This is a genomic window from [Empedobacter] haloabium (assembly GCA_008011715.2).
GTDB lineage: Bacteria > Pseudomonadota > Gammaproteobacteria > Burkholderiales > Burkholderiaceae_D > Rugamonas > Rugamonas haloabia.
On sequence record CP136508.1, the window covers coordinates 4,295,284 to 4,319,909 of the forward strand.

A 24,626-nucleotide genomic window follows, 5' to 3' on the forward strand; every position below is an offset into this window, starting at 1 on the left:
GCTTTCGAATTCTGGCTCCCCGACCTGGACTCGAACCAGGGACCTGCGGATTAACAGTCCGTCGCTCTACCGACTGAGCTATCAGGGAAAAGAGGCCGCATTATATACGGCGATCGGCCAGTCAACAATAGTCTTTTTTCATTTCGTTGTCACATTTGCCGGAACAGGTGGGCGTACAGGGGGCTGACCCGCACTTTCTCGGGCCGGCCGCGCAGCTGCAGCGTCAGTTTGCCCAGCTCGTCGCGCTGGGCCGCCAGCACGGCGGCCGAGTTGACGATGGTGCCGCGGTGCACCTGCCAGAAGCACGTCTCGTCCAGCTGCGCCAGCAGTTCCTTCAGGCTGGTGCGGATCAGCGCCTCGCCGTCGCATGTGACCACGTTGACGTATTTGTCCAGCGCCTCGAAATACAGCACGTCGCCGATCGGAATCATCCTGACCTGGTTGCCGACGGCGGCGCGGATCAGCGACAGGCGTTCCGGCCGGGCCGCCGGCGCCGTCGCCGGCACCAGTGCGCGCAGCTGCTCGAGCAACGCGTCCATGCCACCACCCGCCGGCCGCGTGCCCAGACGCTCCTTCAGGCGCCGCACGGTGCGCGCCAGGCGCTCGTCGCTGACGGGTTTGAGCACGTAATCGGCCGCCGCGTTGTCGAAGGCCTGCACGGCGTAGTCGTCGTAGGCCGTCACGAACACCACCTGCGGAAACGGCTTCGATCCGGGCCACTGCTCGGCCAGTTCCTCGGCCGCCTCCAGCCCAGTCTTGCCGGGCATCTTAATGTCGAGGAACAGCACGTCCGGCTGCAATGCCAGCGCGCGCTCCAGCGCGGCCTGGCCGTGGCCGACGCTGGCCACGATCGCAAGTTCGGGCCACAGGCGGCCTAGCGTTGCGGCCAGCGTGGCGGCCAAAATCGGTTCGTCTTCGGCGATCAGCGCCGTGGTCTTGTCGTTCATGCGTTCACTCATGGTTGGTCGATCGGCAGCACGATGCTGGCGATGGCGCCGCCACCGGGGTTGGCGGCCAGGGTCACGTCGGCACGCGCGCCAAACAACGCCTTGACGCGCTCGCGCGTGTTGGCCAGCCCCACGTTGGTGCCCTCTTTGCCCGGACCCGCATCCGGGCCGCGGCCGTCGTCCGTCACGCTCAGCACCAGCCGGTCGCCGTCGCGCCGCGCCGCCACTGTCACGTGGCCGCCGGCGATGGTCGGTTCCAGCCCGTGTGCGATGGCATTTTCCACCAGCGGCTGCAGCAGCATGGGCGGGATGCGCTGGCCGCGCAGCGCCTCCGGCAGGTCGAACGAATACGTGAGCCGCTCGCCCATGCGCACCGCCATCAGGCCCAGGTAGGCCTCCTGCAGCGCGAACTCCTGGGCCAGCGTGGTGGTTTCGGCGCGCGAGGACGACAGCGTGCCGCGCAGGAACTGGATCAGCTGGTCCAGCATGCGCTGCGCCCGCGCCGGATCGAGCGCGATCAGGCCCTGCAGGTTGGCCAGCGTATTGAACAGCATGTGCGGCTCGATCTGGGCCTGCAACAGCTGCAACTGCGCTTGCAAGGCCTGGCGCTCGATGGCTTCGGCGCGGGCCTTTTCCTGCGCGGCGGCGGCCTGGGCGCGGATCAGCCGGTCACGGCTGGTGTAGTACAGGCTGGCGCCGCCGGTGGTCAGCAGCGTAAACAGCAGCATGCCGCTGGTGCGCGTCGTGCCGAGCGTATGCAGCTCGCGCAGCTCCATGCCCAGCAGCAGGCCGGCCAGGCGTGCGCCCAGAACCTGCCCGGCCACCACGCCCACGCCGACCAGCGCCGCGAAGGCCAACCAGTGCGGCCGGCGCTCGTCGCGCCAGACCCACAGGCGCACGCCGTCGATGATGCTGAACGCGATGCTGCCGATGCAGGCGGAAATCGCGAGGTTCCTCAGGAACTGGCTGCCGTTGCCGAACGCATAGGTAATGATCAAAGCACAGATGACGATCAGCACGGCCAGCGCGGCGGCGTCGAGGGCCAGCCGGCGCCACGGAAAAGGGCGTGGCGTGGCGGCAGGAGCGGCAATGGCGGAATCGGTCATGGCGTCGTGGCTGATAAACAGATAACGCATTCTGGCCTTGCCCCGGCGTTCTGGCAACGCCGCGGCGACGAAACGGCCGTACCCAGGCGTGGAGCTGTCCCCACGCGGCGCGAACCGGTGGAGGCGACCGTTGTGCGCGCGCAAATGCCACCCGGGTTTGATCTGCCGCAGTCAACCGCGGCGGCGGATGCCTATCATCGATCGGGTCACCGCCCTGTCGAGGCCCAGCCATGCACCCTACCCCATCCGTCCAGACCGAGTCCGCCGCGACCCGGGACGGCGCTGCCCCGCACTTCAGCTATTCCGTCAAGTTCGTCTGCGGCTTGCAACCGGAAGCGTGCGGCTGCACACCCGTGCGCCCCGGCCGCTACGCCACCCAGATCAGCATCCACAACCAGTCGTCCGAGTCCGTCACCGTGCGCAAGCGGCTGATTCCCGTGGTCCTGGGCGGCGCGCCGCTGGGGCGGGAGCCGGGCTTCGGCAGCAGCCGCGCCGAGGACAGCATCGAGCTGCCGCCGCACACGGCCACGCTGGACGACTGCTGCCGCATCGCCGAGCTGCTGTTCGGCGCCGCCGGCAGCGCGCTGACGATCGGCCTGATGGAAATCACCGTGCCGCGTGACGTCAGCGTTACCGCCATCTACACCACCGACCGGGCCATCGACGTCATGCCCGTCGCCGGCATCCAGGCCTGACAGGAGAGCATCATGTCCCACATCACCGGTATCGTGCAGGTCCTGGGCGCCCCCGCCGCGATCGGCCCCGACACGGGCGCCCCACCCACGTCGCCCGGCGTCTGGGAACTCGCGTTCGCCCACACGCCCGCACCCGGCGGCACCAAGCTCGTCATGCTGCATTTCCAGAACGTCAGCCTGCCCGGCAGCAACCGGCTGGAAGTGGACCTGGGCTACGACACGGACGTGTTCACGGCAGCGGACGGCGCGGCGTTCTGGACCCGTCCCGTCAACGTCAATGCCTTTGGCGGCGGTACGATCCCCGTGCGCTACGTCGAGGTCGGCGGGGCCGGCGGCAGCGCCGAGATCGACCGCTACGGCCGCGGCGAGCGGCACGACGGCGGACCGGGCCACCCGTCGTTCTCCAACAGCGATCCGTTCCTGCCCGATCCGGTCTACACGGAACCGACCTACGATCCGTTCTGGTTCTGCAGCCCGCCGCCGAACTGGGAAAACGTGCGCTGCATCCCGGCCGCCGACCTGCGCGCCCAGGTCGCCCGCAGCGTCGGCATGATCGTCTCGATCCACCCGCCCGATACGTACTCGCCGGTGGAATATGTCTCCACCTGCACCGTGACCCTGGTGGACGCGGACAAGGTGATCTCGGCGGGTCACTGCCACGCGCCGGCCGAGGCGCTGACGAGCTCCGTCACCTTCGACTACGAGACCGATTGCGCCGGCAACCGGCTGGCCGGCTACAACGCCATGTTCCACAAGGTGGCAGCGGCGCTGCAGCAGCGCTATGACTCGGGCTACGACTACAGCCTGCTGCAGCTGAAGACGGCGCCGCCCGGCATCGCGCCGATCCAGCTGCGGCACGACCTGCCGGACGTGGGCGAGCAGGTGTTCGGCATCCATCACCCGAATGGCGCGGTGAAGAAGATCTCGCTGCCGCATGCGTCGTTCGCCACCGTCACGGCCAGGAATGCAATGGGCGTGCGCGTGCCCACCACGTTCCACGTCAGCGGCGGCAGCTCCGGCTCGGGGCTGTTCGACGCCGCCGGCCGCATCGTCGGCGTGCTGTCGAACGGGGCGCCCTGCGCCGGCTCCCAGCTGCTGTACTTCCCCACCGCGACGATCCTGACGGAGATCGCGCCGGCGCCGCCGCCACCGGTCACGCGCGACGTCGTTTTGGTCATCGACCGCTCCGGCAGCATGGACGAGCCGGACGGCACCGGGCGCCGCAAGATCGACGCGGCCAAGGACGCCGTCTCGCTGTTCGTCCAGCTGGTACAGGCCGACACGGGCAACCGCGTCGGCCTGGTCTCGTTCAGCAGCACGGCGGGCGCGCCCACCTTCGCCATCGCCGCCGTCACCGGCGCGAACAAGAACACGCTGATCGGCGGCCCGCCGTATGCGGGCGGCGTGGTCGGCAGCCTGACACCGGGCGGCGCCACCAGCATCGGCGGCGGCCTGGATGCGGCGCGCGGCCAGTTCCCGATGCCGGGCGCGAATCCGCGTGCCATCCTGCTGCTGACGGATGGCCTGCAGAACCGGGCACCGTCGATCGAATCGGTAGAGCCGGCGCTGGAGGGCATCGCCGTGCACGCGATCGGCCTCGGTTCCGACTCTAACCTGGACAGCATGCTGCTCAGCACCCTGGCGGGCGCGCACGGCGGCCTGTATACCCGCGCCAGCGGCGGACTGGCGCTGCTGAAGTTCTTCTCGCAGGCGTTCGGCAATATCTTCGAAGCGGGCGTGCTGCTCGATCCCGAGCGCGACCTGCCGGCCAACCAGGATGCGCCGCCACTGTCGCTGCGCGTCTGCGGCGAGGAAAGGCTGACGGCCGTGGTGGGCTGGGACCGCATGGATGCGTCCCTGCTGGTGCGCCTGCGCACGCCGGCCGGCAATGTGGTGCCAATGGGTGCGCCCGGCGTCGAGAGCTCGATGGGGCGCAACTGGGTCTACCTGCGTGTGCCGCTGCCGCAGGGAGCGGAGCGCGACGGCGTGTGGCAGGTGGAAGTGCTGCGGCCGGGCGGCAGCGAGTTTCCGCCGCCCGCGCCGGCGCTGCGCTACTTCGTCTCCGTCATCCCGGCCGGCGGCCCGCGCCTGCTGCGCGAGCCCGAGGAATATGAACGCAACCGTGCCTACACGGGCGACGACCTCTCGCCGCTGCTGCGGCTGCGCCAGGCCAACGGCGACTGGCCGCATCACGTCGCGATGACCTTGACCGTGTCGCGTCCCGATGCCGGCATCGGCAACCTGCTGAGCGAGCATGGGCTGGGGCCGGAGCAGGTCGTCAATGGCGACGTCCTGCCGGCACGCCAGGCCACGCTGCAGGCCATTGAGGCCAACGGCCCCGCCATCCGCTACATCGACGAGCAGTTCATCCTGAAGGAAGACGCGGCCAACACCCGCGGCGCCTTCGAAGCCGCCGGCTCGCTGGGCATCGCCCTGCCGGACTACCTGCGCATGGAGGGCAACTATACCTTCCACGCCCGTGCCACCTACGGTGAATGCGACGGCATGCGCGAACTGGTGTGGACGATGCACGTGGACGTCGGCATCGATGGCGGCCGCACTTTGGTCAGCACGGAACCGCTGGGCGCGGACGCGGACGGGCGCGATTGCCTGCGCCTGACCTTCACGCCGCGCGACCGCTACGGCAACCGCTTCGGTCCGGGCCGGGCGGCGGACATGACGGTGGCGCCCCGCACCGGCACGGTGCTGACGAGTCCCGTCACGGACCTCGGCAACGGCAGCTACCGGGTCGACCTGTGCTGGGACCTGGCCGCGGGCGAGCCGCCCGGCATCACGATCGGCCAGCCGGGCCGTCCACCGGTCGTGGTGGGTCCGGCCGAAAGGCGCCTGTACGTGTACAGCGTGACCTTCGTCTGCGGTGAGCAGCGCGACAACTGCTGCGGCTGCACGCCGGTACGGCCCGGCAGCTATGGCACCGAGATCAACATCCACAACGTCGGCAACACGGCGGCGCCGGTGCTCAAGCGCATCATCCCCCTGGTGTTCGCGGGCGCCGTGATCGGCCGGGAGCCACAGGTCGCGACGGTGAAGACGGCGGCCGTCATCACGCTGCCGCCGCATGCCGCCACGATGGACGACTGCTGCCGGCTGCAGGAAATGCTGCTGGGCGCGGCGGTGGATACGGTGGCGCTGACGACGGGTGTGCTGGAGATTATCAGCACCGTGGAGCTGGCGGTGACGGCGGTCTACACGCGTGAGGATGGCGCCATCGACGTGCGGGCGATCGCGCCGCGGCGGCTATGACAGGCACCGGTGACAGGCTCCCATCCGTGCGCCGCCCGGCGCGCGGATAGGTGCCCGTCACCTCGGGTTTCGAGGGGGCGCCAAGGCAGCCCCCGCCAGCGCAACCGTCAGCCCAGGCGCCTGCGGCTGGCGAAGCCCACGGCGGCCAGGCCCAGGCCCAGCATCAGGTAGGTAGCCGGCTCTGGGACGGAAGGCGCGATGGACCACGTGCCCTGGTTGCTGTACACCCAAGCGTTCCCCGTCGTATCAAGGATGATGTCATGGGCTTCGTTCGGCGCGAAGAAAATGAAATTTTCCGAGAGCGATTGAATGTTCTGCGTGTACTGCGTGTAGTCCAGAGAATCGCTGGCGTTAAAGAACCAACCAGTCACGTTCCTTTCCGCGTCGAAAGTGAATTGATTCAACAGTCCGTTGCCGGCCGCGGAACTCAGCTTGATTCCCCCGTAGCTGACGTCCCAGGATTTGAAGGTGTAGGTGTCATACGCGGCACCCGGCGAATTTTCGAAATCGAATTCAAAGTGCGCCACGACATGCGTCGGTGCGCTGTTGATGTCATCGCGCTCGGTGATGTTGCCGGTGTACGTGTACACGGCAGCCTGTGCAGAACAGACCGATACGAGCGCCAGCGCGACGGCGGAGACAGCGGAGCGAAGTTTCATGACCACCCTTATTAAAAAATTAGCAAAACTTGAGTGTATGAAATAACTTTCGTTTACTCAACAACAATCGCGGTAACTGCTGAGTTAGCGGCTTCCCGTAGCAAAAACACCACAGACGCGAACGTCACAATTCCGCGTTGATCCTGATAGCGCTATCAACGAAAAGGCTTCCACCGTAGGGAAGCTGCATGAAATCGGCCGCATTCCACCGCTTGCACTCGTCGCGTGCTGCACCGCATCGTCGATAAACGCTTTACAAATCCACACGCATGTTGAAAACTACAGCGATACTGATAGCGCTATCTGCACCACGACGACGATCGGGGCAGCCAGGCGCAGCATGCCACATCGCCCGTTCCGGCCAGGCCCGCCATCCGAGCCCAGGCCACATAAAAATGGAGACATCATGCGTACACCGTTCCGCCCCACCCTGATCCGCCTCGCCATCGCCGGCGCGTTCGCCCTTCCCGGCATCGACGCAACCGCGCAGCTGATCGCCCTCGCGCCAAGCGAAGCCGAACCCGTGGCGCCAGCGGCCCAAAGCGGCGCCGCACAGGCCACGCCATCCGCCGACGCGGCGGCGTCCACACCCGTCGCTGCCGCCACCGCCCAGGCGGTCGTCACGTCCGGCGCCTCCGCCGAACCGGAAAGTCCGACATCCGTCGTACGCATCTCCGGCTCACGCATCGTCGCCCGCGGCTTCACCCAGCCCACGCCGACGACCAGCCTGACCACCGCCGACCTGGAAAAGGCCGCCAAGCCAAACCTGTTCAACACGCTGGCCGAACTGCCGGCGCTGCAAGGCAGCACGGGCCGCACCACCAGCACCAACAGCACCAGCAGCGGTATCCAGGGCCTGTCGTCCCTCAGCCTGCGCGGCCTGGGCACGATCCGCACCCTGACCTTGCTGGACGGCCAGCGCGTGGTCGGCGCCAATGTCACCGGCGTGACGGACGTCAGCCAGTTCCCGCAACTGCTGGTCAAGCGCGTCGATGTGGTGACGGGCGGCGCCTCCGCCTCGTATGGTTCGGACGCCGTCGGCGGCGTCGTCAACTTCGTCACCGACAAGAAGTTCACCGGCTTCAAGGCCAACGTCCAGGGCGGCATGACGAAGTACAGCGACGACAAGGGCGGCACCTTGCAAGCGGCTTGGGGCCGCGGTTTCCTGGACGACCGCCTGCACGTGGCGGTCAGCGGCGAGTTCACCAAGGAGAACGGCATCGATTCGCCCGGCTTCGGCGAGGTGGGACCGAACGGCCGCACCTGGTACAAGAACCCCGCTTACTCCGTGCGGCCGCTGGCGCAGACGAACGACGGGCTGCCGCAATACCGCGTCATCGAACACGCGCAGCAGTACCAGTACGCGAAATATGGCCTGATCACCAGCGGCCCGCTGCAGGGCACCGCGTTCGGCCCGGGCGGGGTGCCGTTTCCGTTCCAGTACGGCTCGAACGGCGTGCCGGACGGCCGCGGCGGCGTGACGGGCTGCGTCAACCCGTTCTGCATCGGCGGCGACCTCTCGGGCAGCGTGGGCGCCGGCACCAACCTGGCGATGAACTTCAAGCGCCAGGTGGCATACACGCGCATGTCGTGGGACCTGACACCGGACCACGAGATCTACTTCACGGCCAACTACGCCCAGGTGGCCTCGCACTTCTCGCCCAACCCGGGCGCCGCGAAGAACGGTAACCTGACGATCCAGTGCTCGAACCCGTTCCTGCCCGCCTCCATCGTGGCCGCCTGCGCGCAGAACAACATCACCAGCTTCGCCTACGGCACCGCCAACGCCATCTTCCCGGCCAATATCAACGTGCACCCGACGCGCACGCAGCGCCGCTTCGTGCTGGGCGCGGACGGCAAATTCCAGCTGCTGGGCCGCGAATGGTCGTACGACGCCTACGTGACGCATGGCGAGAACAAGACCAATATCGACGTGCACGACATCACCTTGAACGCGCGCTACAACGCCGCCATCGACGCCGTGCGCGGCCCGGACGGGCGGATCGTCTGCCGTAATCCGGTTGCGGCGGCATCGGGTTGCGTGCCGCTCAACATCATCGGCGACAATCCGGTCGACCCGGCCGCATGGGCCTATATCGCGCCGGCGCAAGGGCCGCGCCAGCGCACCACGCAAAGCCAGGACGTGGCCAGCTTCAACCTGAACGGCGAACTGTTCGAAGGCTGGGCCGGTCCCGTCTCGCTGGCGACAGGTGCCGAATACCGCCGTGAAAAATACCGCGTGCGTGGCGACGCCTACGGTGCCGGCGTGTCGCCCGACTCGCCCAACAACGCGTTCTATCCAGCCGACCCGCTGCTCAACACCACGGTCGGCAACAACTGGTACGCCGGGAATTACCACAACGGCCAAGGCTCGTACAACGTGCGCGAAGCCTACGTGGAACTGAACATCCCCATCCTGAAATCGGCCATCTGGGGCGAGGCCAACCTCAACCTGGCCGACCGCGAGACCAAGTACAGCACCGCCGGCAGCGTGGGCAGCTGGAAGCTGGGCGCCAGCTGGCAGACGCCGATCGACGGCCTGCGCCTGCGCGGCGTGACCTCGAAGGACGTGCGCGCGCCCAACCTCTCCGAGCTGTTCGCCGCACCGGTCGTCGTCAACAACATCGTGCAATACCAGGGCAACACGATCACTGTGCAGGAGCGCACCGTCGGCAATACCGCGCTGCGGCCGGAGATCGCGCGCAACAACTCGTTCGGCATCGTATTGAACCAGCCGAAGTGGGCGCCCGGCTTTTCCATCTCGGCCGACTACTTCGACATCAAGGTGCGCGGCGTGATCTCGGCGCTGACGATCCAGCAGGAAGTGGACCTGTGCGTGGCGGGCAACCAGGAGATCTGTTCGGCGATGGTGCTGAACAGCCCCGGCAACAACTACGTCACGGTGCAGAACTTCAACCTCGCTTCGCTGCACACCAAGGGCGTGGACATCGAGACGGCCTACCGCACCAATCTCGACAAATTCGGCCTGCCCGGCCGCTTCACGTTCCGCGCGCTGGGGACCCGCATGCTGCACTTCATCACCGACTCCGGCGTGGTCGGCACGATCCCGGTGGACGGCGCCGGTTCCAATATGGGCAATACGCCGAAGTGGAAAGTGCTGGCGCAGCAGACCTGGGAGCACGACAAGCTGTCGCTGTCGCTGACGGAACGCTGGATCAGCGACGGTACCTATCGCAACGACTTCATCGAATGCCAGAGCAACTGCCCTGTCTCCACGCTGATCCACCCGACCATCCACAGCAACCGGATGAAGGGCGCCACCTACCTGGACATCGGCGGCAGCTGGAACTTCAGCAAGCAGCTGCAGGCCTACTTCAAGATCGACAATGTCACCGACCGCGATCCGGAGCCCGCGCCGCAGACCAATGCCAGCTACGGCATCAACCCGGCGCTGTACGATGTGGTCGGGCGTGCCTACCGGGCCGGCCTGCGCTACAGCTTCTGACGCGCCATGGGACATCTTGCCTCCGTCCTGCTGGCGGTCGGCCTGCTGACCGCCATGATCGCCTGGGCCAAGGTGCAGCCGCTGCTGGCGTTCGTCGTGGCCGCGCTGGTGGCGGCCCTTCTTCTCGGCGTGCCGCCCGGGCAGATCCCCGGCGCCATCGAGAAAGGCATCGGCGACCTGCTGGGCTCTCTCGTCGTCGTCATCTGCCTGGGCGCGGTGTTCGGCAAGCTGATTGCCGACAGCGGCGCGGCACGGCGCATCGCCACCTGCCTGATCGGCTTCATGGGGCCGTCCCGCCTGCCCGTCGCGCTGACGGTGACCGGACTGGTGGTCGGCGTGCCGCTGTACTACAACGTCGGCTTCGTGCTGCTGGTGCCGCTGATCCTGTCGCTGGTGTTCCAGTCCGGCCGGCCCGCCGTCGCGCTGGCCGTGCCGCTGCTGGCCGGCCTGTCGATCGCGCATGGCTTCCTGCCGCCGCACCCGGCGCCGACCGCGCTGGTCTCCACCGTGCACGCAGACATGGGCACGACGCTGCTGTACGGGCTTGTCGTCGCCATCCCGACGCTGATCGTCGCCGGCCCACTGTTCGCCACCACGCTGCGCCGCATCCGGGCCGCACCGCCGCTGTTCGCCAACACCGCCGTGGCGGATGGCGACCTGCCGGGCACCTTCAACAGCTTTGCGACGGCACTGCTGCCGGTACTGCTGCTGGGCGCCGGCACGCTGGCGACGATGGCCCGGCCGGACCTGGCGCCCGTTCTCGCCTTCTGGACCAATCCCCTCACCGTGATGCTGCTGTCGTATGGCGTGGCGGCCATCACGCTCGGGCTGGCGCGCGGCCAGCGCCTGCCGGCCGTGATGGCCGGCGCGCAGGACGCGATGCGCGAGATCGCGCCGATCCTGCTGATCATCGCCGGTGCCGGCGCGCTCAAGCAGGTGCTGGTGGTGTCGGGCGTCAGTGCGGAGCTGGGCGACATGCTGGGCGCTCTGCCGGTGCCGCCGCTGGTGCTGGGTTGGTCGGTGGCCACGGTGATCCGCATCTGCCTGGGCTCGGCCACCGTGGCGGGCGTCACGGCCGGCGGCATCGTCGCGCCGCTGGCGCAAAGTTCCGGCGTGGACGCCAACCTGATGGTACTGGCCATCGGTGCCGGCAGCCTGATGTGCAGCCACGTCAATGACTCGGGCTTCTGGATGTTCAAGGAATATTTCGGGCTGTCGCTGGCGGACACGTTCCGCTCGTGGACCCTGATGGAGACGCTGGTCGGCGTGTTCGGCCTGCTGTTCGTGCTGCTGTTGTCGCTGTTGATCGGATAATCGATGAGAACCATGCTTGCCACGCTTGCCCTGCTGCTGGCCGCCACCACGGCTGCCGCCTCCCCGTCCGCCTACCAGTCGCTGCCGGCCGATCCGCGTGCCATCGTCGTGCGCGCGCCGTCCGACGGCAAGACCGATGCCAGCGCCGCGCTGCAGCAGGCGATCGACCGCGCCGCCAACGACGGCGAAGGCGGCGTCGTGTTCCTGCCGTCCGGCCGCTACCGCATCACGCGCAGCATCCTGATTCCGCTGGCCGTGCGCGTGTACGGCGTCGGCCCGACCCGTCCCGTGTTCGTGCTGGCGCCGCGCACGCCCGGCTTCCAGCAGGGCGTGGCGAACATGGTGATCTTCACGGGCGGCGACCAATACAACGTGGGCAAGGTGCCGATGCCCGTGCCCGGCGCGGTGCCGCGCGACCGGCCACCGGTACGCGATGCCAATTCCTCGACGTTCTACTCGGCGTTGTCGAACGTGGACTTCGAGATCGGCGACGGCAACCCGGCCGCGGCCGCCGTGCGCATGCACACGGCCCAGCACTCGAACCTGAGCCACATCGACTTCCATCTCGGCTCCGCGCTGGCCGGCATCTACCAGGTCGGCAATATCGCCTACAACCTGCGCTTCCACGGCGGGCGCTACGGCATCCTCAGCGAGAAGACGTCGCCGGCCTGGCAGTTCACGCTGCTGGATTCGTCATTCGACGGCCAGCGCGATGCCGCCATCCGCGAACACGAGGCGGGGCTCACGCTCGTCAACACGACGATCCGCGACACGCCGGTGGGCATCGAGATCGACCGCGGCTATGGCGACTGGCTGTGGGGCAAGGACGTGCGCTTCGAGAACGTGGCCAAGGCCGCGCTCATCGTCAGCAACGAGAACAACGTCTACACGCAGGTCGGTTTCGACAACGCCAGCGCGCGCAACGTGCCCACCTTCGTGCGCTTTCGCGACAGCGGCCGCACGCTCGCCGGCGCCGGCGCGGCCTACCGCGTCAGCGAGTTCACCTACGGCCTGACCCTGGACCGGCTGGGCGAACCGGGCCGCTTCGATACGCGCTACCGCACCGCGCCCGCGAGCGCCGCGGGCACGGTACCGGCCCTGCGCGCGCTGCCGCCGACGGCCGAGTGGAGCAACGTGCACCGCTTCGGCGCGCGCGGCGACGGCGTCAGCGACGACACGGCCGCCATCCAGAAGGCCATCGACAGCAGCCGCGTGGTCTACCTGCCGCTGGGCTTCTACGTGGTCAACGACACCATCCGGCTGCGCCCGGACAGTGTGCTCGTCGGCCTGCACCCCGGCCTGACGCAGCTGCTGCTGCCGAACGGCTCGCCCGCCTACCAGGGCGCCGGCGCGCCGAAGGCGCTGCTGGAGAGCGCGCGCGGCGGCGATGCGATCGTGTCCGGCATCGGGCTGGCGACGGGGGAAGTCAACCAGCGCGCGGTGGCATTGCTGTGGCGCGCAGGCGCACAATCGCTGGTGGACGACGTGCGCATCCAGGGCGGCCACGGCACCCGCCTGTACGACGGCAGCCGCAACGACCCGTATCGCAAGGATGCCAAGTTCGACACCACCGCGCACTGGGACCGCCAGTACCCCAGCATCTGGGTCACGGACAATGGCGGCGGCACCTTCTCCGGCATCTGGTCGCCCAGCGGCTACGCGCAGGCCGGTTTCTACGTGACGAACACGAAGACGCCGGGCCGCGTGTACGAGCTGTCCGCCGAGCACCACGTGCGTGCCGAGATCGTCTTGGACAACGTGGAGAACTGGGAATTCCTGGCGCCGCAGACGGAGGAGGAAGTGCGCGACGGCGCCGACGCGGTGTCGCTGGAGATCCGCAACAGCCGCAACCTGCTGTTCGCGAACTACCACGCCTATCGCGTCACGCGCTCCATCAAGCCCATGCCGGCGGCGGCGCTGATCACGAACTCCAGCGACATCCGCTTCCGCAACGTGCACGTCAACGGCGAGAGCGGCTTCGCCACCTGCGACGACAACGGCTGCACCACCTTCCTGCGCGCCAGCAAATACCCGTACGAGAACGCGATCCGCGACGTCACGCACGGCATCGACGTGCGCGAGCGCGAGTTTGCCGTCCTCGATTACACCGGCCGGCAGAAAGCTGCCCCGCTCCCGCAAGGTAAAGTGGAAAAGCTGGCCGACGGTTTCCATTCGATCGCCGGCGCGGCTGTCGATGCGCGCGGCAAGCTGTATTTCGTCGACCGCCACTGGCGCCGCATCCACAGCTGGGCACGGGATGAAGGCCTGGCTGTCGTACGCGACGCGCCACTCGATCCCGTCAACCTCGCCATCGACGCCAGCGGCAATGTGCTGGTGCTGTCGTCGTTCGGACCGCAGGCCACCGTGTATGCCTTCAAGCCGCGCGCTCCCGCGACGGAGGTCACCATGATCCAGCCGACGCCGGTCGCACCACGGTCCGGCGCCCAGGTCGCGGTGCCCGTCAACTTCTGGCAGAACGGCGAGTTCCGCGACCAGCTCGACCCGCGCACCATGGAATTCACGACCCTGGCCGAGATGTTCGCGCGCGACGTGGCGCAGCCGCAGGCGCGCGAATACGTGTCGCCGGACGGCAGCCTGGTACTGCCGGCCTACCGTGTGCTGCGCCAGGGCGCGGCCGATCACCTGGGCTACCGCTGGTCGCATGGCCTGAACGCGCACGGCTTCGTCAGCGCGCCGGTGGGCCAGCGTGTGGTGTTCACCAACGGCTCGGAGAACCGCACCTTCAGCGGCGTGGTGGGCGCAGGCGGCGCCATCACGGAGCTGAAGCAGGTCGCGGACCGCGGCGGCGAGAGCGCGGCGGTGGACGACGCGGGCAACGTCTACGTGGCCAACGGCCAGGTGTTCGTGTACGGCCCCGACGGCAAAGAGCGTGGCCGCATCGACGTGCCGGAACGCCCGCTGCAACTGATCTTCGGCGGCGCCGACCGGCGCACGCTGTTCATCCTGGCGCACCGTGCGCTGTATGCGGCGCGCATCGAATGAAGGGAGAACACATGAAACGCATCGCCATCGCAGCCCTGGCACTGGCGGCAGGCACCGACGCGCTGGCCGACAGCCAGTTCAAGCTGCTGGTGCTGGCGATGCCGGGCAAGTACCACTACGAATACATCCCGATCGCGCGCGACAGCCTGGAAAAGCTGGGCAAGCTGCATTCGTTCGAGGTCACGTACACGCACCGTCCCGAGGCCTTCGACGGCGACCTGAAACAGTACGCGGCCGTCATGTTCCTCAACACGCCGGGCGAAGAGCTGAACGCTCGCCAGCGCGCCGGCTTCGAGGCCTACATGAAAGGCGGCGGCAATGCCATCGTCGTGCACCGCGCCGCGATCACGCCGCCAAACGCATGGCCGTGGTACGAGAAGCTGGTCGGCCGCCGCGTGGGCGTGCATCCGATGCTGCAGACGGGTGTCGTCACCGTCGTGGACAGGGGTTTCCCGGCCACGTTCGGCCTGCCGGAGCGCTGGATCTGGAGCGACGAGTTCTACGTCACCACCAATCCCTACAACGTGACGATCCAGCCGGTGCTGAACGTGGACGAATCCAGCTACGACCCGACGAAGATCTGGCCGGGCCAGGTGGCGAAGGGCATGGGGCGCGAGCACCCGGTGGCGTGGTACCACCGGGTGGAACAGGGGCGTGTGTTCGTCACCACGCTGGGGCACAACGGCGAGATGTACCGCGATGCGCAGTACCTGGGGCATTTGATGGGTGGGATTTACTGGGCGGCGCAAGGACGAGGACAGACCGCACGCTAGCGGCTTACGGTCAGCTCCTCGAGCGCGCGGCGGGAAGCCACCATGGAAGGTTCAACACACCTTGTTTGCAGAGAGATCCCAACCGCCCGTGGTACTGCCACCAGCTCCGCCCGTTATTTTCTGCTGCGTGTACTTCCACTTCACCTTGGCGAACTTCAGGCTTACGTGCTCCGTCAGGATGGAACCAGCCATCACGTTCGGTACGACAGCACCGATCAGCACATTCTCGAGCTCGATCTCAAAGTACTTCACGCGCTCGCCATGTCCATCGGCGCGCATGAATTCGAATTTCGCTTTTGGGATCGTCCTGCCTGCCGAGCAGGTCTGCAACAGCATCGGTGACGCAAGGTCGGTGAGCTTTGAAATCACGACGTCGCCATGCTCGCACCGTTCGGCCGTGTGCCCCCCGCCGGTAGACGCGGTAGCCGACTTCGGCTGCATGACGCTCCAGACCGCGGATGTACATTCGATCCATTCCTTGTGCTTCTCGTCCGCCGACTCGCCCTTGATTCCATCAATTTGCAGATACACATCGATTGCCATAACGCCTCCCAAGACATGGAACATCGAAACATGCAGGTATCCGCCGATGCTCTATCGGACTGCTGTTCGCCATGTTGAGGGAGCGCAGGTACACACGGCTGCGATGGGGGCATGCTGAGGCCACGCAGAACGCCCGGTTATGCGAATCGCCAATGTAAAGCTTCTCGGAGGAGTTCGATGCATACGATCTCGAAATTTTTTTCGTGCGCAGTCATGTCCGTTTTCGCCACAGACAGGCTCGCGGAAGAAGACTATAGATTCGCCTTCAGTCCACTCGCTGGTAAGTCATGTGTGACGCAGGTGGACGATAGAGCCACTGGTGCCCGGACGACCGAGTGCCCAGGCGTGCATGGCTATCGACTGCATATCATCGAGGACGACGAGCGCGTTACCGTGAATGTCATCGCACCGGACCGTCGCTCGTTTGCCCTGGACTACTGGGGAGTCATTACGCGCGGGTTCTCGACGCTGGGTCGGCGGGCAGAGTGGGTGATCCATACGGACGGCGGCAGGTCTATCCCTGTCGCAGTCATTGTTCGCGTCGATACGCTGGATCAGCGCGACCCCGAGCATCCGCAAGCGCGCCCGCTACTTGCCGTAGCGAAGATCCGTCGTGATACAGCGTGTGTAACCCACCGAATTGATGCCAGCAAGCCAGGGGCCGCCGCGCTTGCGCGCGAAGCAGCGTCGGAGTCGGCCGCTCCCTGCCTGCACGAGATCGCTGCAACCACACCGGAGAAAGGATGACCTATGCCTCAGCCCTCAGCCGCATGCAAGCGAGCGCTTGCCGATGCCACCGCACTGTGCCCCAACCGGAACCGTGACGCGGACGGACTAATGGGAGACGCGGCGCATCAAAAAAGAAAGAGCGACCACAACGACGGCAACGCGTTCGATCTGACCCACGACCCGGCCAATGGCGTAGACTGCCATTTCTTCGCCAAGCTCGCGCTGCTGGATTATCGGGTAAGTTACGTGATATGGAACCGGCAGATCTACAACACATCGTCTGCCGGCGAAGGGTGGCGCCCCTACCATGGCAAGAACGGCCATACGCATCATATGCACGTATCGATCAAGGCTGCCCTGCGGGACATCGCCTCGCCATGGCCTTGGGCATCGCTCGAGTGCTAGCGCACCCCGCGAGCTCACTGCCCCACGCAAATAATCTTCGTCACATATTCGCTGGCAGCCGCCTTCTTCCTGCCCGCCCAATCGATGACTTCCTGCGCCTGCGCCACCGTCATCACAGTTGCCTTGTCCTTGTTGCGGATGAAGGAAACGCCTTCGAACACCCCTTCCTTGCTGCGCATGACCTTGGCGAACACCGGTGGCTTCCTGTCGCCATCGCTGATCTTGTTTTGTTGTACGAGGTAGCGCTGGTCGACGTTGTCCATGGTGGCTGCTTGAAGAAATGATGAAAGGGCTATCCGACGCCGGAAAGCAAAAAGCCCAACCGGTAAAGGCTGGGCTTTCGCTTGAATTCTGGCTCCCCGACCTGGACTCGAACCAGGGACCTGCGGATTAACAGTCCGTCGCTCTACCGACTGAGCTATCAGGGATTAGATGGCAGCATTGTAATCGTTCCGGGCAACTTGCGCAACACTATTTCTGCTGCGCTACTTTTATTACCCTGACCACCCTACTGCCAGACTACTTCCTCGCTGACTCGCACAACACAGCGTGCATCAGCGAAGAAGCAGGATTTTAGAGGACTTTGGCGATCGCGTCAACCACGGTGTCGAGGTTGCGCGAGTTCAATGCCGCCACGCAGATGCGGCCCGTGTCCACCGCGTAGATCGACTGCTCGCGCAGCTTGGCAACCTGTTCTTTCGTCAGGCCCGAGTACGAGAACATGCCGACCTGCTGGCGCACGAATTCGAAATCGTGCTGCGGTGCCTTTTCCTTCAGCTTCTTGACGAAGGCGTCGCGGGTTTCCTTGATGCGCACGCGCATCGCGGCCAGCTCGTCTTCCCACAGCTGGCGCAGTTCCGGCGTGGCCAGCACGGTGGCGACGACCTTGCCACCGTGCACCGGCGGGTTCGAATAGTTGGTGCGCACCACACGCTTCAGTTGCGACAGCAGGCGGGCCGCTTCGTCGGCGCTGGACGCCACGACGGACAGCGCGCCCACGCGCTCGCCGTACAGCGAGAACGACTTCGAGAACGAGTTCGATACCAGCAGCGGCACGCCGGTGGCGGCGAAGCGGCGCACCACGGCGCCATCCTCGGCGATGCCGGCACCGAAGCCCTGGTAGGCCATGTCCAGGAACGGGATCAGGCCGCGCGTGACGACGGCGTCGATGACCTGGTCCCACTGCTGGCTCGTCAGGTCGGCGCCGGTCGGGTTGTGGCAGCAGGCGTGCAGCACGACGACGGAGCCGGACGGCATGGCCTTCAGCGCGGCCAGCATGCCTTCGAAGTTGACGCCGTGGGTGGCCGGGTCGTAGTAGGTGTAATTGTTGACCTTGAAGCCGGCGCTTTCGAACAGCGCGCGGTGGTTTTCCCAGCTCGGGTCGCTGATGAACACTTCCGACGCCGGCGAGAAACGCTGCAGGAAGTCGGCGCCCAGCTTCAGCGCGCCGGTGCCGCCGATGGCCTGCACGGTGATCGCGCGGCGCTCTTGAACTACGGCACTGTCGGCACCAAATACCAGCTCTTGCACCGCCTTGTCGTACGCGGCCAGGCCCTCGATGGGCAGGTAGGTACGGGGAGCGGGCTGCTCAATCAGAATGTTTTCGGCCTTCTGTACGCAAGATAACAGCGGCACCTTGCCGTTGTCGTCATAATAGACACCGACGCCCAGGTTGATCTTGGCGGGATTGGTGTCTGCGTTAAATGCTTCGGTGATACCCAGGATCGGGTCGCGCGGAGCCATCTCGATGGCACTGAAAACGGAAGGGTTCGTCATGATAAGATTGGATTCGATTGGAAGCGGTTCGCAGCGGATTGATGACAGATGCCGCCGGGTTGCACACACGGCTGACTGTCAGCTCACTATTCTAACAAAGGTCTGACTTCATGGCTGATTTATCACTTGCCGGTAGCCCCGAGCCTACCGTCATCGCCTTTCCGGATTCGCCCTTCAAGCTGCACCAGCCCTTCCCGCCCGCCGGCGACCAGCCCACCGCCATCGAACAGCTGTGCGAGGGGATTTCCGACGGCCTGTCGTACCAGACCCTGCTGGGCGTGACCGGTTCCGGCAAGACCTACACGATGGCCAACGTGATCGCCCGCATGGGCCGGCCCGCCATCGTGTTCGCGCCGAACAAGACGCTGGCCGCCCAGCTGTACAGCGAGTTCCGCGAGTTCTTCCCGCAGAACGCCGTCGAGTACTTCGTCTCGTACTACGACTACTACCAGCCGGAAGCCTACGTGCCGCAGCGCGACCTGTTCATCGAGAAGGACTCGTCGATCAACGAGCACATCGAGCAGATGCGGCTGTCGTGCACCAAGTCGCTGATGGAGCGGCGCGACGTCGTCATCGTCGCCACCGTCTCGGCCATCTACGGTATCGGTAATCCGAACGAATACCACCAGATGATCCTGACCCTGCGCGCCAAGGACAAGGTCAGCCAGCGCGACATCATCGCCCGCCTGATCCAGATGCAGTACACCCGCAACGAGGTGGACTTCGGCCGCGGCACGTTCCGCGTGCGCGGCGATACCGTCGACATCTTCCCGGCCGAACACGCCGAGCTGGCCGTGCGCCTGGAAATGTTCGACGACGAGCTGGAATCGATCCAGCTGTTCGACCCGCTGACGGGCCGGGTGCGCCAGAAGATCCCCCGCTTCACCGTCTACCCGGGCTCGCACTACGTGACGCCGCGCTCGACGGTGCTGCGAGCCATCGAAAGCATCAAGGCCGAGCTGCGCGACCGACTCGAATTCTTCCGCAACGAAGGCAAGCTGATCGAGGAACAGCGGCTGGAACAGCGCACCCGTTTCGACCTGGAGATGATGGCGGAGATCGGCTTCACCAAGGGCATCGAGAACTACTCGCGCCACCTGTCCGGCGCCATGCCGGGCCATCCGCCACCGACCCTGATCGACTACCTGCCGAAGGACGCGCTGATGTTCCTGGACGAGTCGCACGTCCTGATCGGCCAGCTCTCCGCGATGTACAACGGCGACCGCTCGCGCAAGACCAACCTGGTGGACTACGGTTTCCGCCTGCCGTCCGCGCTGGACAACCGGCCGCTGAAGTTCGAGGAGTTCGAGGCCAAGATGCGCCAGACCATCTTCGTCTCGGCCACGCCGGCGGACTACGAGAATTCGCATGCCGACCAGGTGGTCGAGCAGGTGGTGCGCCCCACCGGCCTGGTCGATCCGCAGGTCATCGTGCGGCCGGCCCGCACGCAGGTGGACGACCTGATGTCCGAGATCACCGACCGCATCGCCAAGAACGAGCGCGTGCTGGTGACGACGCTGACGAAGCGGATGGCCGAGCAGCTGACCGAGTACCTGTCCGACCATGGCATCAAGGTGCGCTACCTGCACAGCGATATCGAGACGGTGGAGCGGGTGGAAATCCTGCGCGACCTGCGCATCGGCACCTTCGACGTGGTGGTCGGCATCAACCTGCTGCGCGAGGGCCTGGACCTGCCGGAGGTGTCGCTGGTGGCGATCCTGGACGCCGACAAGGAAGGCTTCCTGCGCTCCGAGCGCTCGCTGATCCAGACCATCGGCCGCGCCGCCCGCAACCTGAACGGCGTCGCCCTGCTGTACGCGGACCAGATGACGGACTCGATGAAGAAGGCCATCGACGAGACCGAACGCCGCCGCGCCAAGCAGATCGCCTACAACGCGGAGCATGGCATCGTCGCGCGCGGCGTCAACAAGGTCATCAAGGACATGATCGACGGCGTCTACGACCCGAACAAGGAGTCGACGCAGTTGCAGGCGGCGCAGGAGACGGCCAAGTACGAGACGATGAGCCAGAAGCAGGTGTCGAAGGAAATCAAGCGCCTGGAAAAACTCATGGTCGACCACGCCAAGAACCTGGAGTTCGAGAAGGCCGCGCAAGTGCGCGACCAGTTGCACCTGCTGAAGGAGCAGCTGTTCGGGGCGCCTGGGGCGGACGTCATTTCGATCACGGGCAAGTAAGAACCCCTGGGGACAGGCACCGATCTGCGGGTCTCAGACCCGCAGATCGGTGCCTGTCGCCGGTGCTATCTCATGTCAAACCATATCACCACCGCACTGGAAAACCTGGGCACGTCGTCCGACACCGCCCAGGGGATCGGGCGTGATGTCGCACGCGGCGACGCTCGCTCGCTGTTCGGCGAGCTGTTGCTGCGCGGCCTGTGGGCCAACGTCATCGATGAGAAGCAGCCGCTCGACCCGGCACGCTCGGGCGGCGCCGCGCTGCAGCGCTTGCTGGACAGCGGCGCCGATCCGGCCGACCTGGTCGACCTGATGCGCGAAACGCAGGTGGACCTGATCTACAACGTGGCGCAACTGATCGACGATCCCGCCGAGGCGCTAGGGCTCGACGAGCCGGTCGAGCTGGAGCTGTCGGTCAGGCTCGCGGGAACGGATGGCAAGGCGGCGCCGATTCATTCGCTGCATTCCAGCCTGATGGAACTGGACCCGAGCGGACGCCATGGCGAGCCGCGCTCGCTGGCCGAGCGCCAGTTGCAGCAACTGGACGAGTCCACCCGTGCGCAATTCATGGAACTGCTCGCTGCCCGCAAGCTGTCGGCCGCGGCGGCGCTGTGGAAGAAGCAGGTCGGCGGCGACCTGGCAGGCGCGCTGGCTGCCGTACAGGACTTATCGGGGCAGCGCTAGAACCACATCCTGTGTTGTCAGGCCACGGCCGGGTCGACGATCATCAGGGTGCCGTGGCTGCCCGGCTCAACCGCATGCGCGACGCCGGCACGCATGAGGTACATCTCTCCCGCCGGCACCTCGACCGGCTCGCCTTCCACGGTGAGGAACATCTTTCCGTCGAGCACAATGAGCGCTTCCGCGTAGTCGTGCGTCTCCGCTGGATAGCTCTGCCCATCCATCTTGAGAATCTTGATGTTGCTGTTCCCCGCCTGCGCCACGATGCTGGACTTCCAGAACGTCGGTAACGCGTCGGCGAAATCTTTCAGCTTGGTTTGCGACATGCGGGTCTGCCTCCAAAAACGCCCGGCCAGCGAGCCGGTGCACCACTATAACGCAACGCCTGCACCGCCGCGATGGCGAGGAAGTCGGGTCTGTCCCCGCATGGGGACTGACCCTGAAGTTGTCTCAGGCTTCAGCAATATGCGAGGAAACTTCGGGGTCAGCCCCTTGCAGGGACAGACCCCAGCCGTGCCTGTCACCGGTGCTTCAGCTGCGGCGGGCACTACTGGTAATGCCCGTGCCCACGCTCGAGCATGTCCTTCAGCATTTTCGTGCGCTGCTGCGTCAGGTCCTTCTTGCGCATCAGGTAGGACATTCCCTCCATCGAACCCCAGCACATGCGGCTGTTGTCGCTGTCGCAGGCGAAGTGGGCTTCCAGTTCGGCATCGCGGAAAGCCAGCCAGGCTTTCTGCGCCGTGCGCAGCTTGGCGATGAAGACCTTGTCGTCAGCTTCCTTGCGCAGCAATGCCTGCCACGTGGCGTTCAGTTCCTTGTCGGCCTTCTTGAAATCGTCGGCCGCGCAGGCTTCCAGCTCGGGCTGGATGCCGGCGCGGTTGCAGCGGTATTCCTGGGCCGCCGCCAGCGTGGAGGACAGCACGAGGCTGGCGACCAAGATGTGCAATGTTCGCTTGATCATATTCAGGTTCTGTTCACGGCAATGGACGGCCAGCGCGTTAATTCTTGCCGACGAGGGCACCGCTTGGCAGCTCGTTCAACTCCGGCTGCCCTTCCAGGCGCACCATCTTCGCGCCGGTGGCGGCTTCGATCGAACGCACCGTGTCGAGGATGGTCTTGGTCACCCACTGCTCCGGCGTGCCGACCAGCGAGCTCGCGATGTCGCGCGACACCTGGGCCAAGCCACCTTCGGTCTTGTTGAAGACGGCGTACGTGTCGAGGTGGTAGCCAGCCTGGTATTTGTACAGGCAGCTGTACAGCGTCAGGTTGTTGGAGCCGGCGATGCTGCGCAAGGCGCGCGACGTCCATACCGCGCCGTCGCACTTGGCCGTCTTCAGGCCGACGCCACCGTTCTTCATCGCGGCCATCTGCAGCATGGCGCCCATGCCGGTGTTGGAGCCCGCCAGCTTGGCACCGATATCCTCGATCACGAAGCGGCCCGGCTCGACGGGTACGGTTTTGCCAAGCTGCAGCGGCGTGTTTTGGTGGATTTCGTTCGTGTTACGGGCCAGGCCATCGGCCGCCGCCTTGATGACGGTCGCGGTTGGCGCGTCTGTCTTGATATCGAAGATGTGATACATCTCGACCGTGCTGTTGCGCTGGGCAAGGTAGCTGTTGCTGCTGCCGCAGCCCGCGAGCAGTACCAATGCCGGGAGTACAAGTGCTATTTTTTTCATCTGACATCCTGTTGAATACGACGCTGGGAAGGAGGTGCCCAGTCATGCAAGCAGCCGCGGGGCGGCCTGCAGTGGCGCAGCACAGGATGATAGCAGTCAGATAAATATCAAAAAGTCACCAATTCTCACGGAAATGACCCTACCTACAGAGTCTTGACAAACTCCCGCACGCCACCCAACAACATCTCCACCGAGATCGCCGCCAGGATCAGCCCCATCAGCCGCTCGAACGCCGTCATCACCTGCGTGCCCAGCACCTTCTGCAGCTTCTCGGCGCCCAGGAACACGGCCAGCCAGACCACGACCACGGCAGCCAAGGCGGCGACGTGGATCGCCACCTCGCCCGCGCTCTCGCGCGAGAACAGCAGCACGGTCGCCAGCGCGGACGGGCCGGCCAGCGCGGGAATCGCCAGCGGCACGATGAACGGCTCGCCACCGTCGGTCTTGCCCAGTACCCCGTCCGGATGCGGGAACACCATGCGGATCGCGATCATCATCAGAATCACGCTGCCGGCGATGCGCAGCGACACTTCCGACAGCGACAGCGCCTGCAGGAAGTGGCGGCCGAAGAACATGAAGGTCAGCAGTACGATAAACGCGATCAGGCATTCGCGCACGACGATCCTGGGCCGCTTGGCCGGAGCGACGGGCGCCAGCGCCGTGGCGAACAGCGGCACGTTGCCGAACGGGTCGGTCACGAGCAGCAGCAGGATGAAGGTCTGGAAAAAGTTTTCGGTCATGGTGTTCTCTTGTTCTTATCGGCCTGCCACGATGGTAGCAGCGACCATAAAAAAATGGCGGAGGGCTGGGCAGCCTTCCGCCATCGTCGCGCGAGCGCCAGCGCTTAGGCTTGCGTTTCGCCCTTCTTGATCCAGGCCGCCAGCTGGTGCGGGCGGATGCCGTCGTAGTCTTCGAACGGCTGGTGGATCCATGGATTGTGCGGCAGCTCTTCCATGTGGTAGTCCGGCTTGAAGGCCGAGCAGCCCTTGGTCCAGATCACGGCGGACTTCACTTCCGTCACGCCTTCGAAATTGTCCTGCAGGTGCTTGACCACCTTGGTCAGGGTGACGCCCGAATCGGCCAGGTCGTCGACCAGCAGGATCTTGCCTTTCAGCGGACCCTTGGTCATCGTCATGTACTTGGCGATGTCCAGGTCGCCCTGCACGGTGCCCTTGTCTTCGCGGTAGGAGCTGGTCGACAGGATCGCCAGCGGCACGTCGAAGATGCGCGAGAACACGTCGCCGGGACGCACGCCGCCGCGCGCCAGGCACAGCACCATGTCGAACTTCCAGCCCGATTCGTACACCTTCAGCGCCAGGCGCTCGATCAGGCGGTGGTATTCATCCCAGGACACCCACAGGTGCTTTTCGTTGGATTGAGGGGCGTTCATGTAA

General features: G+C 65.8%; 21 protein-coding genes and 2 tRNA genes. 10 read left to right on the forward strand and 13 right to left on the reverse strand.

Annotated elements, in window-relative coordinates; all coding sequences use genetic code 11:
* Positions 1-12 precede the first annotated feature (12 nt).
* The 3 genes from E7V67_018760 to E7V67_018770 form a co-directional block, all read right to left on the reverse strand.
* A tRNA-Asn gene (locus E7V67_018760) sits at positions 13-88 on the reverse strand.
* 61 nt (positions 89-149) lie between these two features.
* Positions 150-947: a LytTR family DNA-binding domain-containing protein gene (locus E7V67_018765; GenBank protein WUR11731.1), complete on the reverse strand. Its 798-nt coding sequence runs from the start codon at positions 945-947 to the stop codon at positions 150-152.
* Positions 948-955: 8 nt separating this feature from the next.
* Positions 956-2,083, reverse strand: a complete 1,128-nt coding sequence (locus E7V67_018770) for a histidine kinase (protein WUR11732.1) — start codon at positions 2,081-2,083, stop codon at positions 956-958.
* A 200-nt stretch (positions 2,084-2,283) separates the two neighbouring features.
* Here E7V67_018770 and E7V67_018775 point away from each other — a divergent pair, with 200 nt between their 5' ends.
* Together E7V67_018775 and E7V67_018780 are read left to right on the forward strand one after the other, a co-directional pair.
* Positions 2,284-2,748, forward strand: coding sequence for a hypothetical protein (locus E7V67_018775; protein WUR11733.1), 465 nt, complete (start codon positions 2,284-2,286; stop codon positions 2,746-2,748).
* Positions 2,749-2,760: 12 nt separating this feature from the next.
* Positions 2,761-6,012 carry a vWA domain-containing protein gene (locus tag E7V67_018780; protein WUR11734.1) on the forward strand — a complete coding sequence of 1,084 codons (3,252 nt, stop codon included), beginning with the start codon at positions 2,761-2,763 and terminating at the stop codon, positions 6,010-6,012.
* Between the two features lie 107 nt (positions 6,013-6,119).
* Here the strand turns inward: E7V67_018780 and E7V67_018785 are convergent, their stop codons facing one another.
* Positions 6,120-6,671 carry an FxDxF family PEP-CTERM protein gene (locus E7V67_018785; GenBank protein ID WUR11735.1) on the reverse strand — a complete coding sequence of 184 codons (552 nt, stop codon included), beginning with the start codon at positions 6,669-6,671 and terminating at the stop codon, positions 6,120-6,122.
* Between the two features lie 406 nt (positions 6,672-7,077).
* Here E7V67_018785 and E7V67_018790 point away from each other — a divergent pair, with 406 nt between their 5' ends.
* The 4 genes from E7V67_018790 to E7V67_018805 are packed head-to-tail and all read left to right on the forward strand — an operon-like array spanning position 7,078 to position 15,227.
* Positions 7,078-10,137: a TonB-dependent receptor gene (locus E7V67_018790; protein ID WUR11736.1), complete on the forward strand. Its 3,060-nt coding sequence runs from the start codon at positions 7,078-7,080 to the stop codon at positions 10,135-10,137.
* A 6-nt stretch (positions 10,138-10,143) separates the two neighbouring features.
* Positions 10,144-11,451: a gluconate:H+ symporter gene (locus E7V67_018795; GenBank protein ID WUR11737.1), complete on the forward strand. Its 1,308-nt coding sequence runs from the start codon at positions 10,144-10,146 to the stop codon at positions 11,449-11,451.
* Positions 11,452-11,454: 3 nt separating this feature from the next.
* Positions 11,455-14,454, forward strand: a complete 3,000-nt coding sequence (locus E7V67_018800) for a glycosyl hydrolase family 28-related protein (GenBank protein WUR11738.1) — start codon at positions 11,455-11,457, stop codon at positions 14,452-14,454.
* An 11-nt stretch (positions 14,455-14,465) separates the two neighbouring features.
* Positions 14,466-15,227 (forward strand): ThuA domain-containing protein, encoded by a 762-nt coding sequence (locus E7V67_018805; protein WUR11739.1) that lies wholly within the window; start codon positions 14,466-14,468, stop codon positions 15,225-15,227.
* A gap of 51 nt (positions 15,228-15,278) precedes the next feature.
* Here the strand turns inward: E7V67_018805 and E7V67_018810 are convergent, their stop codons facing one another.
* The gene (locus E7V67_018810; GenBank protein WUR11740.1) at positions 15,279-15,770 is read right to left on the reverse strand and encodes a type VI secretion system tube protein Hcp; all 492 of its coding nucleotides are present in this window, start codon (positions 15,768-15,770) and stop codon (positions 15,279-15,281) included.
* A 177-nt stretch (positions 15,771-15,947) separates the two neighbouring features.
* On the opposite strand from E7V67_018810, the gene E7V67_018815 reads away from it, so the two are divergent.
* Entirely contained in the window at positions 15,948-16,517 is a 570-nt protein-coding gene (locus E7V67_018815; protein ID WUR11741.1) for a hypothetical protein, read from the forward strand.
* 3 nt (positions 16,518-16,520) lie between these two features.
* Complete coding sequence (locus tag E7V67_018820; GenBank protein ID WUR11742.1) at positions 16,521-16,904, forward strand: hypothetical protein; 384 nt, start codon at positions 16,521-16,523, stop codon at positions 16,902-16,904.
* Between the two features lie 14 nt (positions 16,905-16,918).
* On the opposite strand, the gene E7V67_018825 is transcribed toward E7V67_018820, so the two are convergent.
* The 3 genes from E7V67_018825 to E7V67_018835 form a co-directional block, all read right to left on the reverse strand.
* Positions 16,919-17,167: a hypothetical protein gene (locus E7V67_018825; GenBank protein WUR11743.1), complete on the reverse strand. Its 249-nt coding sequence runs from the start codon at positions 17,165-17,167 to the stop codon at positions 16,919-16,921.
* Between the two features lie 89 nt (positions 17,168-17,256).
* Positions 17,257-17,332, reverse strand: a tRNA-Asn gene (locus E7V67_018830).
* A gap of 145 nt (positions 17,333-17,477) precedes the next feature.
* Positions 17,478-18,680, reverse strand: a complete 1,203-nt coding sequence (locus E7V67_018835) for an amino acid aminotransferase (GenBank protein WUR11744.1) — start codon at positions 18,678-18,680, stop codon at positions 17,478-17,480.
* Between the two features lie 110 nt (positions 18,681-18,790).
* Between E7V67_018835 and uvrB the strand changes: the two genes are divergently transcribed.
* Both uvrB and E7V67_018845 read left to right on the forward strand, forming a co-directional pair.
* Positions 18,791-20,875, forward strand: coding sequence for an excinuclease ABC subunit UvrB (gene uvrB, locus E7V67_018840; GenBank protein WUR11745.1), 2,085 nt, complete (start codon positions 18,791-18,793; stop codon positions 20,873-20,875).
* Positions 20,876-20,947: 72 nt separating this feature from the next.
* Positions 20,948-21,559, forward strand: coding sequence for a hypothetical protein (locus tag E7V67_018845; GenBank protein ID WUR11746.1), 612 nt, complete (start codon positions 20,948-20,950; stop codon positions 21,557-21,559).
* A 17-nt stretch (positions 21,560-21,576) separates the two neighbouring features.
* Here the strand turns inward: E7V67_018845 and E7V67_018850 are convergent, their stop codons facing one another.
* The 5 genes from E7V67_018850 to E7V67_018870 form a co-directional block, all read right to left on the reverse strand.
* Positions 21,577-21,882 (reverse strand): cupin domain-containing protein, encoded by a 306-nt coding sequence (locus E7V67_018850; protein WUR11747.1) that lies wholly within the window; start codon positions 21,880-21,882, stop codon positions 21,577-21,579.
* Between the two features lie 221 nt (positions 21,883-22,103).
* Positions 22,104-22,517, reverse strand: a complete 414-nt coding sequence (locus E7V67_018855; protein WUR11748.1) for a lysozyme inhibitor LprI family protein — start codon at positions 22,515-22,517, stop codon at positions 22,104-22,106.
* Between the two features lie 37 nt (positions 22,518-22,554).
* Positions 22,555-23,232 carry a hypothetical protein gene (locus E7V67_018860; GenBank protein WUR11749.1) on the reverse strand — a complete coding sequence of 226 codons (678 nt, stop codon included), beginning with the start codon at positions 23,230-23,232 and terminating at the stop codon, positions 22,555-22,557.
* Between the two features lie 143 nt (positions 23,233-23,375).
* Positions 23,376-23,972 carry a MarC family protein gene (locus tag E7V67_018865; GenBank protein ID WUR11750.1) on the reverse strand — a complete coding sequence of 199 codons (597 nt, stop codon included), beginning with the start codon at positions 23,970-23,972 and terminating at the stop codon, positions 23,376-23,378.
* A 104-nt stretch (positions 23,973-24,076) separates the two neighbouring features.
* A complete protein-coding gene (locus E7V67_018870) occupies positions 24,077-24,622 on the reverse strand; it encodes a phosphoribosyltransferase (protein ID WUR11751.1) in 546 nt (181 codons plus the stop codon).
* Positions 24,623-24,626 lie beyond the last annotated feature (4 nt).

Bases quoted from the DNA above. Each gene is read 5' to 3' on its own strand.
- E7V67_018765 (WUR11731.1), bottom strand. From the start codon at position 947: ATGAACGACAAGACCACGGCGCTGATCGCCGAAGACGAACCGATTTTG.
- E7V67_018770 (WUR11732.1), bottom strand. From the start codon at position 2,083: ATGCGTTATCTGTTTATCAGCCACGACGCCATGACCGATTCCGCCATT.
- E7V67_018775 (WUR11733.1), top strand. From the start codon at position 2,284: ATGCACCCTACCCCATCCGTCCAGACCGAGTCCGCCGCGACCCGGGAC.
- E7V67_018780 (WUR11734.1), top strand. From the start codon at position 2,761: ATGTCCCACATCACCGGTATCGTGCAGGTCCTGGGCGCCCCCGCCGCG.
- E7V67_018785 (WUR11735.1), bottom strand. From the start codon at position 6,671: ATGAAACTTCGCTCCGCTGTCTCCGCCGTCGCGCTGGCGCTCGTATCG.
- E7V67_018790 (WUR11736.1), top strand. From the start codon at position 7,078: ATGCGTACACCGTTCCGCCCCACCCTGATCCGCCTCGCCATCGCCGGC.
- E7V67_018795 (WUR11737.1), top strand. From the start codon at position 10,144: ATGGGACATCTTGCCTCCGTCCTGCTGGCGGTCGGCCTGCTGACCGCC.
- E7V67_018800 (WUR11738.1), top strand. From the start codon at position 11,455: ATGAGAACCATGCTTGCCACGCTTGCCCTGCTGCTGGCCGCCACCACG.
- E7V67_018805 (WUR11739.1), top strand. From the start codon at position 14,466: ATGAAACGCATCGCCATCGCAGCCCTGGCACTGGCGGCAGGCACCGAC.
- E7V67_018810 (WUR11740.1), bottom strand. From the start codon at position 15,770: ATGGCAATCGATGTGTATCTGCAAATTGATGGAATCAAGGGCGAGTCG.
- E7V67_018815 (WUR11741.1), top strand. From the start codon at position 15,948: ATGCATACGATCTCGAAATTTTTTTCGTGCGCAGTCATGTCCGTTTTC.
- E7V67_018820 (WUR11742.1), top strand. From the start codon at position 16,521: ATGCCTCAGCCCTCAGCCGCATGCAAGCGAGCGCTTGCCGATGCCACC.
- E7V67_018825 (WUR11743.1), bottom strand. From the start codon at position 17,167: ATGGACAACGTCGACCAGCGCTACCTCGTACAACAAAACAAGATCAGC.
- E7V67_018835 (WUR11744.1), bottom strand. From the start codon at position 18,680: ATGACGAACCCTTCCGTTTTCAGTGCCATCGAGATGGCTCCGCGCGAC.
- uvrB (WUR11745.1), top strand. From the start codon at position 18,791: ATGGCTGATTTATCACTTGCCGGTAGCCCCGAGCCTACCGTCATCGCC.
- E7V67_018845 (WUR11746.1), top strand. From the start codon at position 20,948: ATGTCAAACCATATCACCACCGCACTGGAAAACCTGGGCACGTCGTCC.
- E7V67_018850 (WUR11747.1), bottom strand. From the start codon at position 21,882: ATGTCGCAAACCAAGCTGAAAGATTTCGCCGACGCGTTACCGACGTTC.
- E7V67_018855 (WUR11748.1), bottom strand. From the start codon at position 22,517: ATGATCAAGCGAACATTGCACATCTTGGTCGCCAGCCTCGTGCTGTCC.
- E7V67_018860 (WUR11749.1), bottom strand. From the start codon at position 23,232: ATGAAAAAAATAGCACTTGTACTCCCGGCATTGGTACTGCTCGCGGGC.
- E7V67_018865 (WUR11750.1), bottom strand. From the start codon at position 23,972: ATGACCGAAAACTTTTTCCAGACCTTCATCCTGCTGCTGCTCGTGACC.
- E7V67_018870 (WUR11751.1), bottom strand. From the start codon at position 24,622: ATGAACGCCCCTCAATCCAACGAAAAGCACCTGTGGGTGTCCTGGGAT.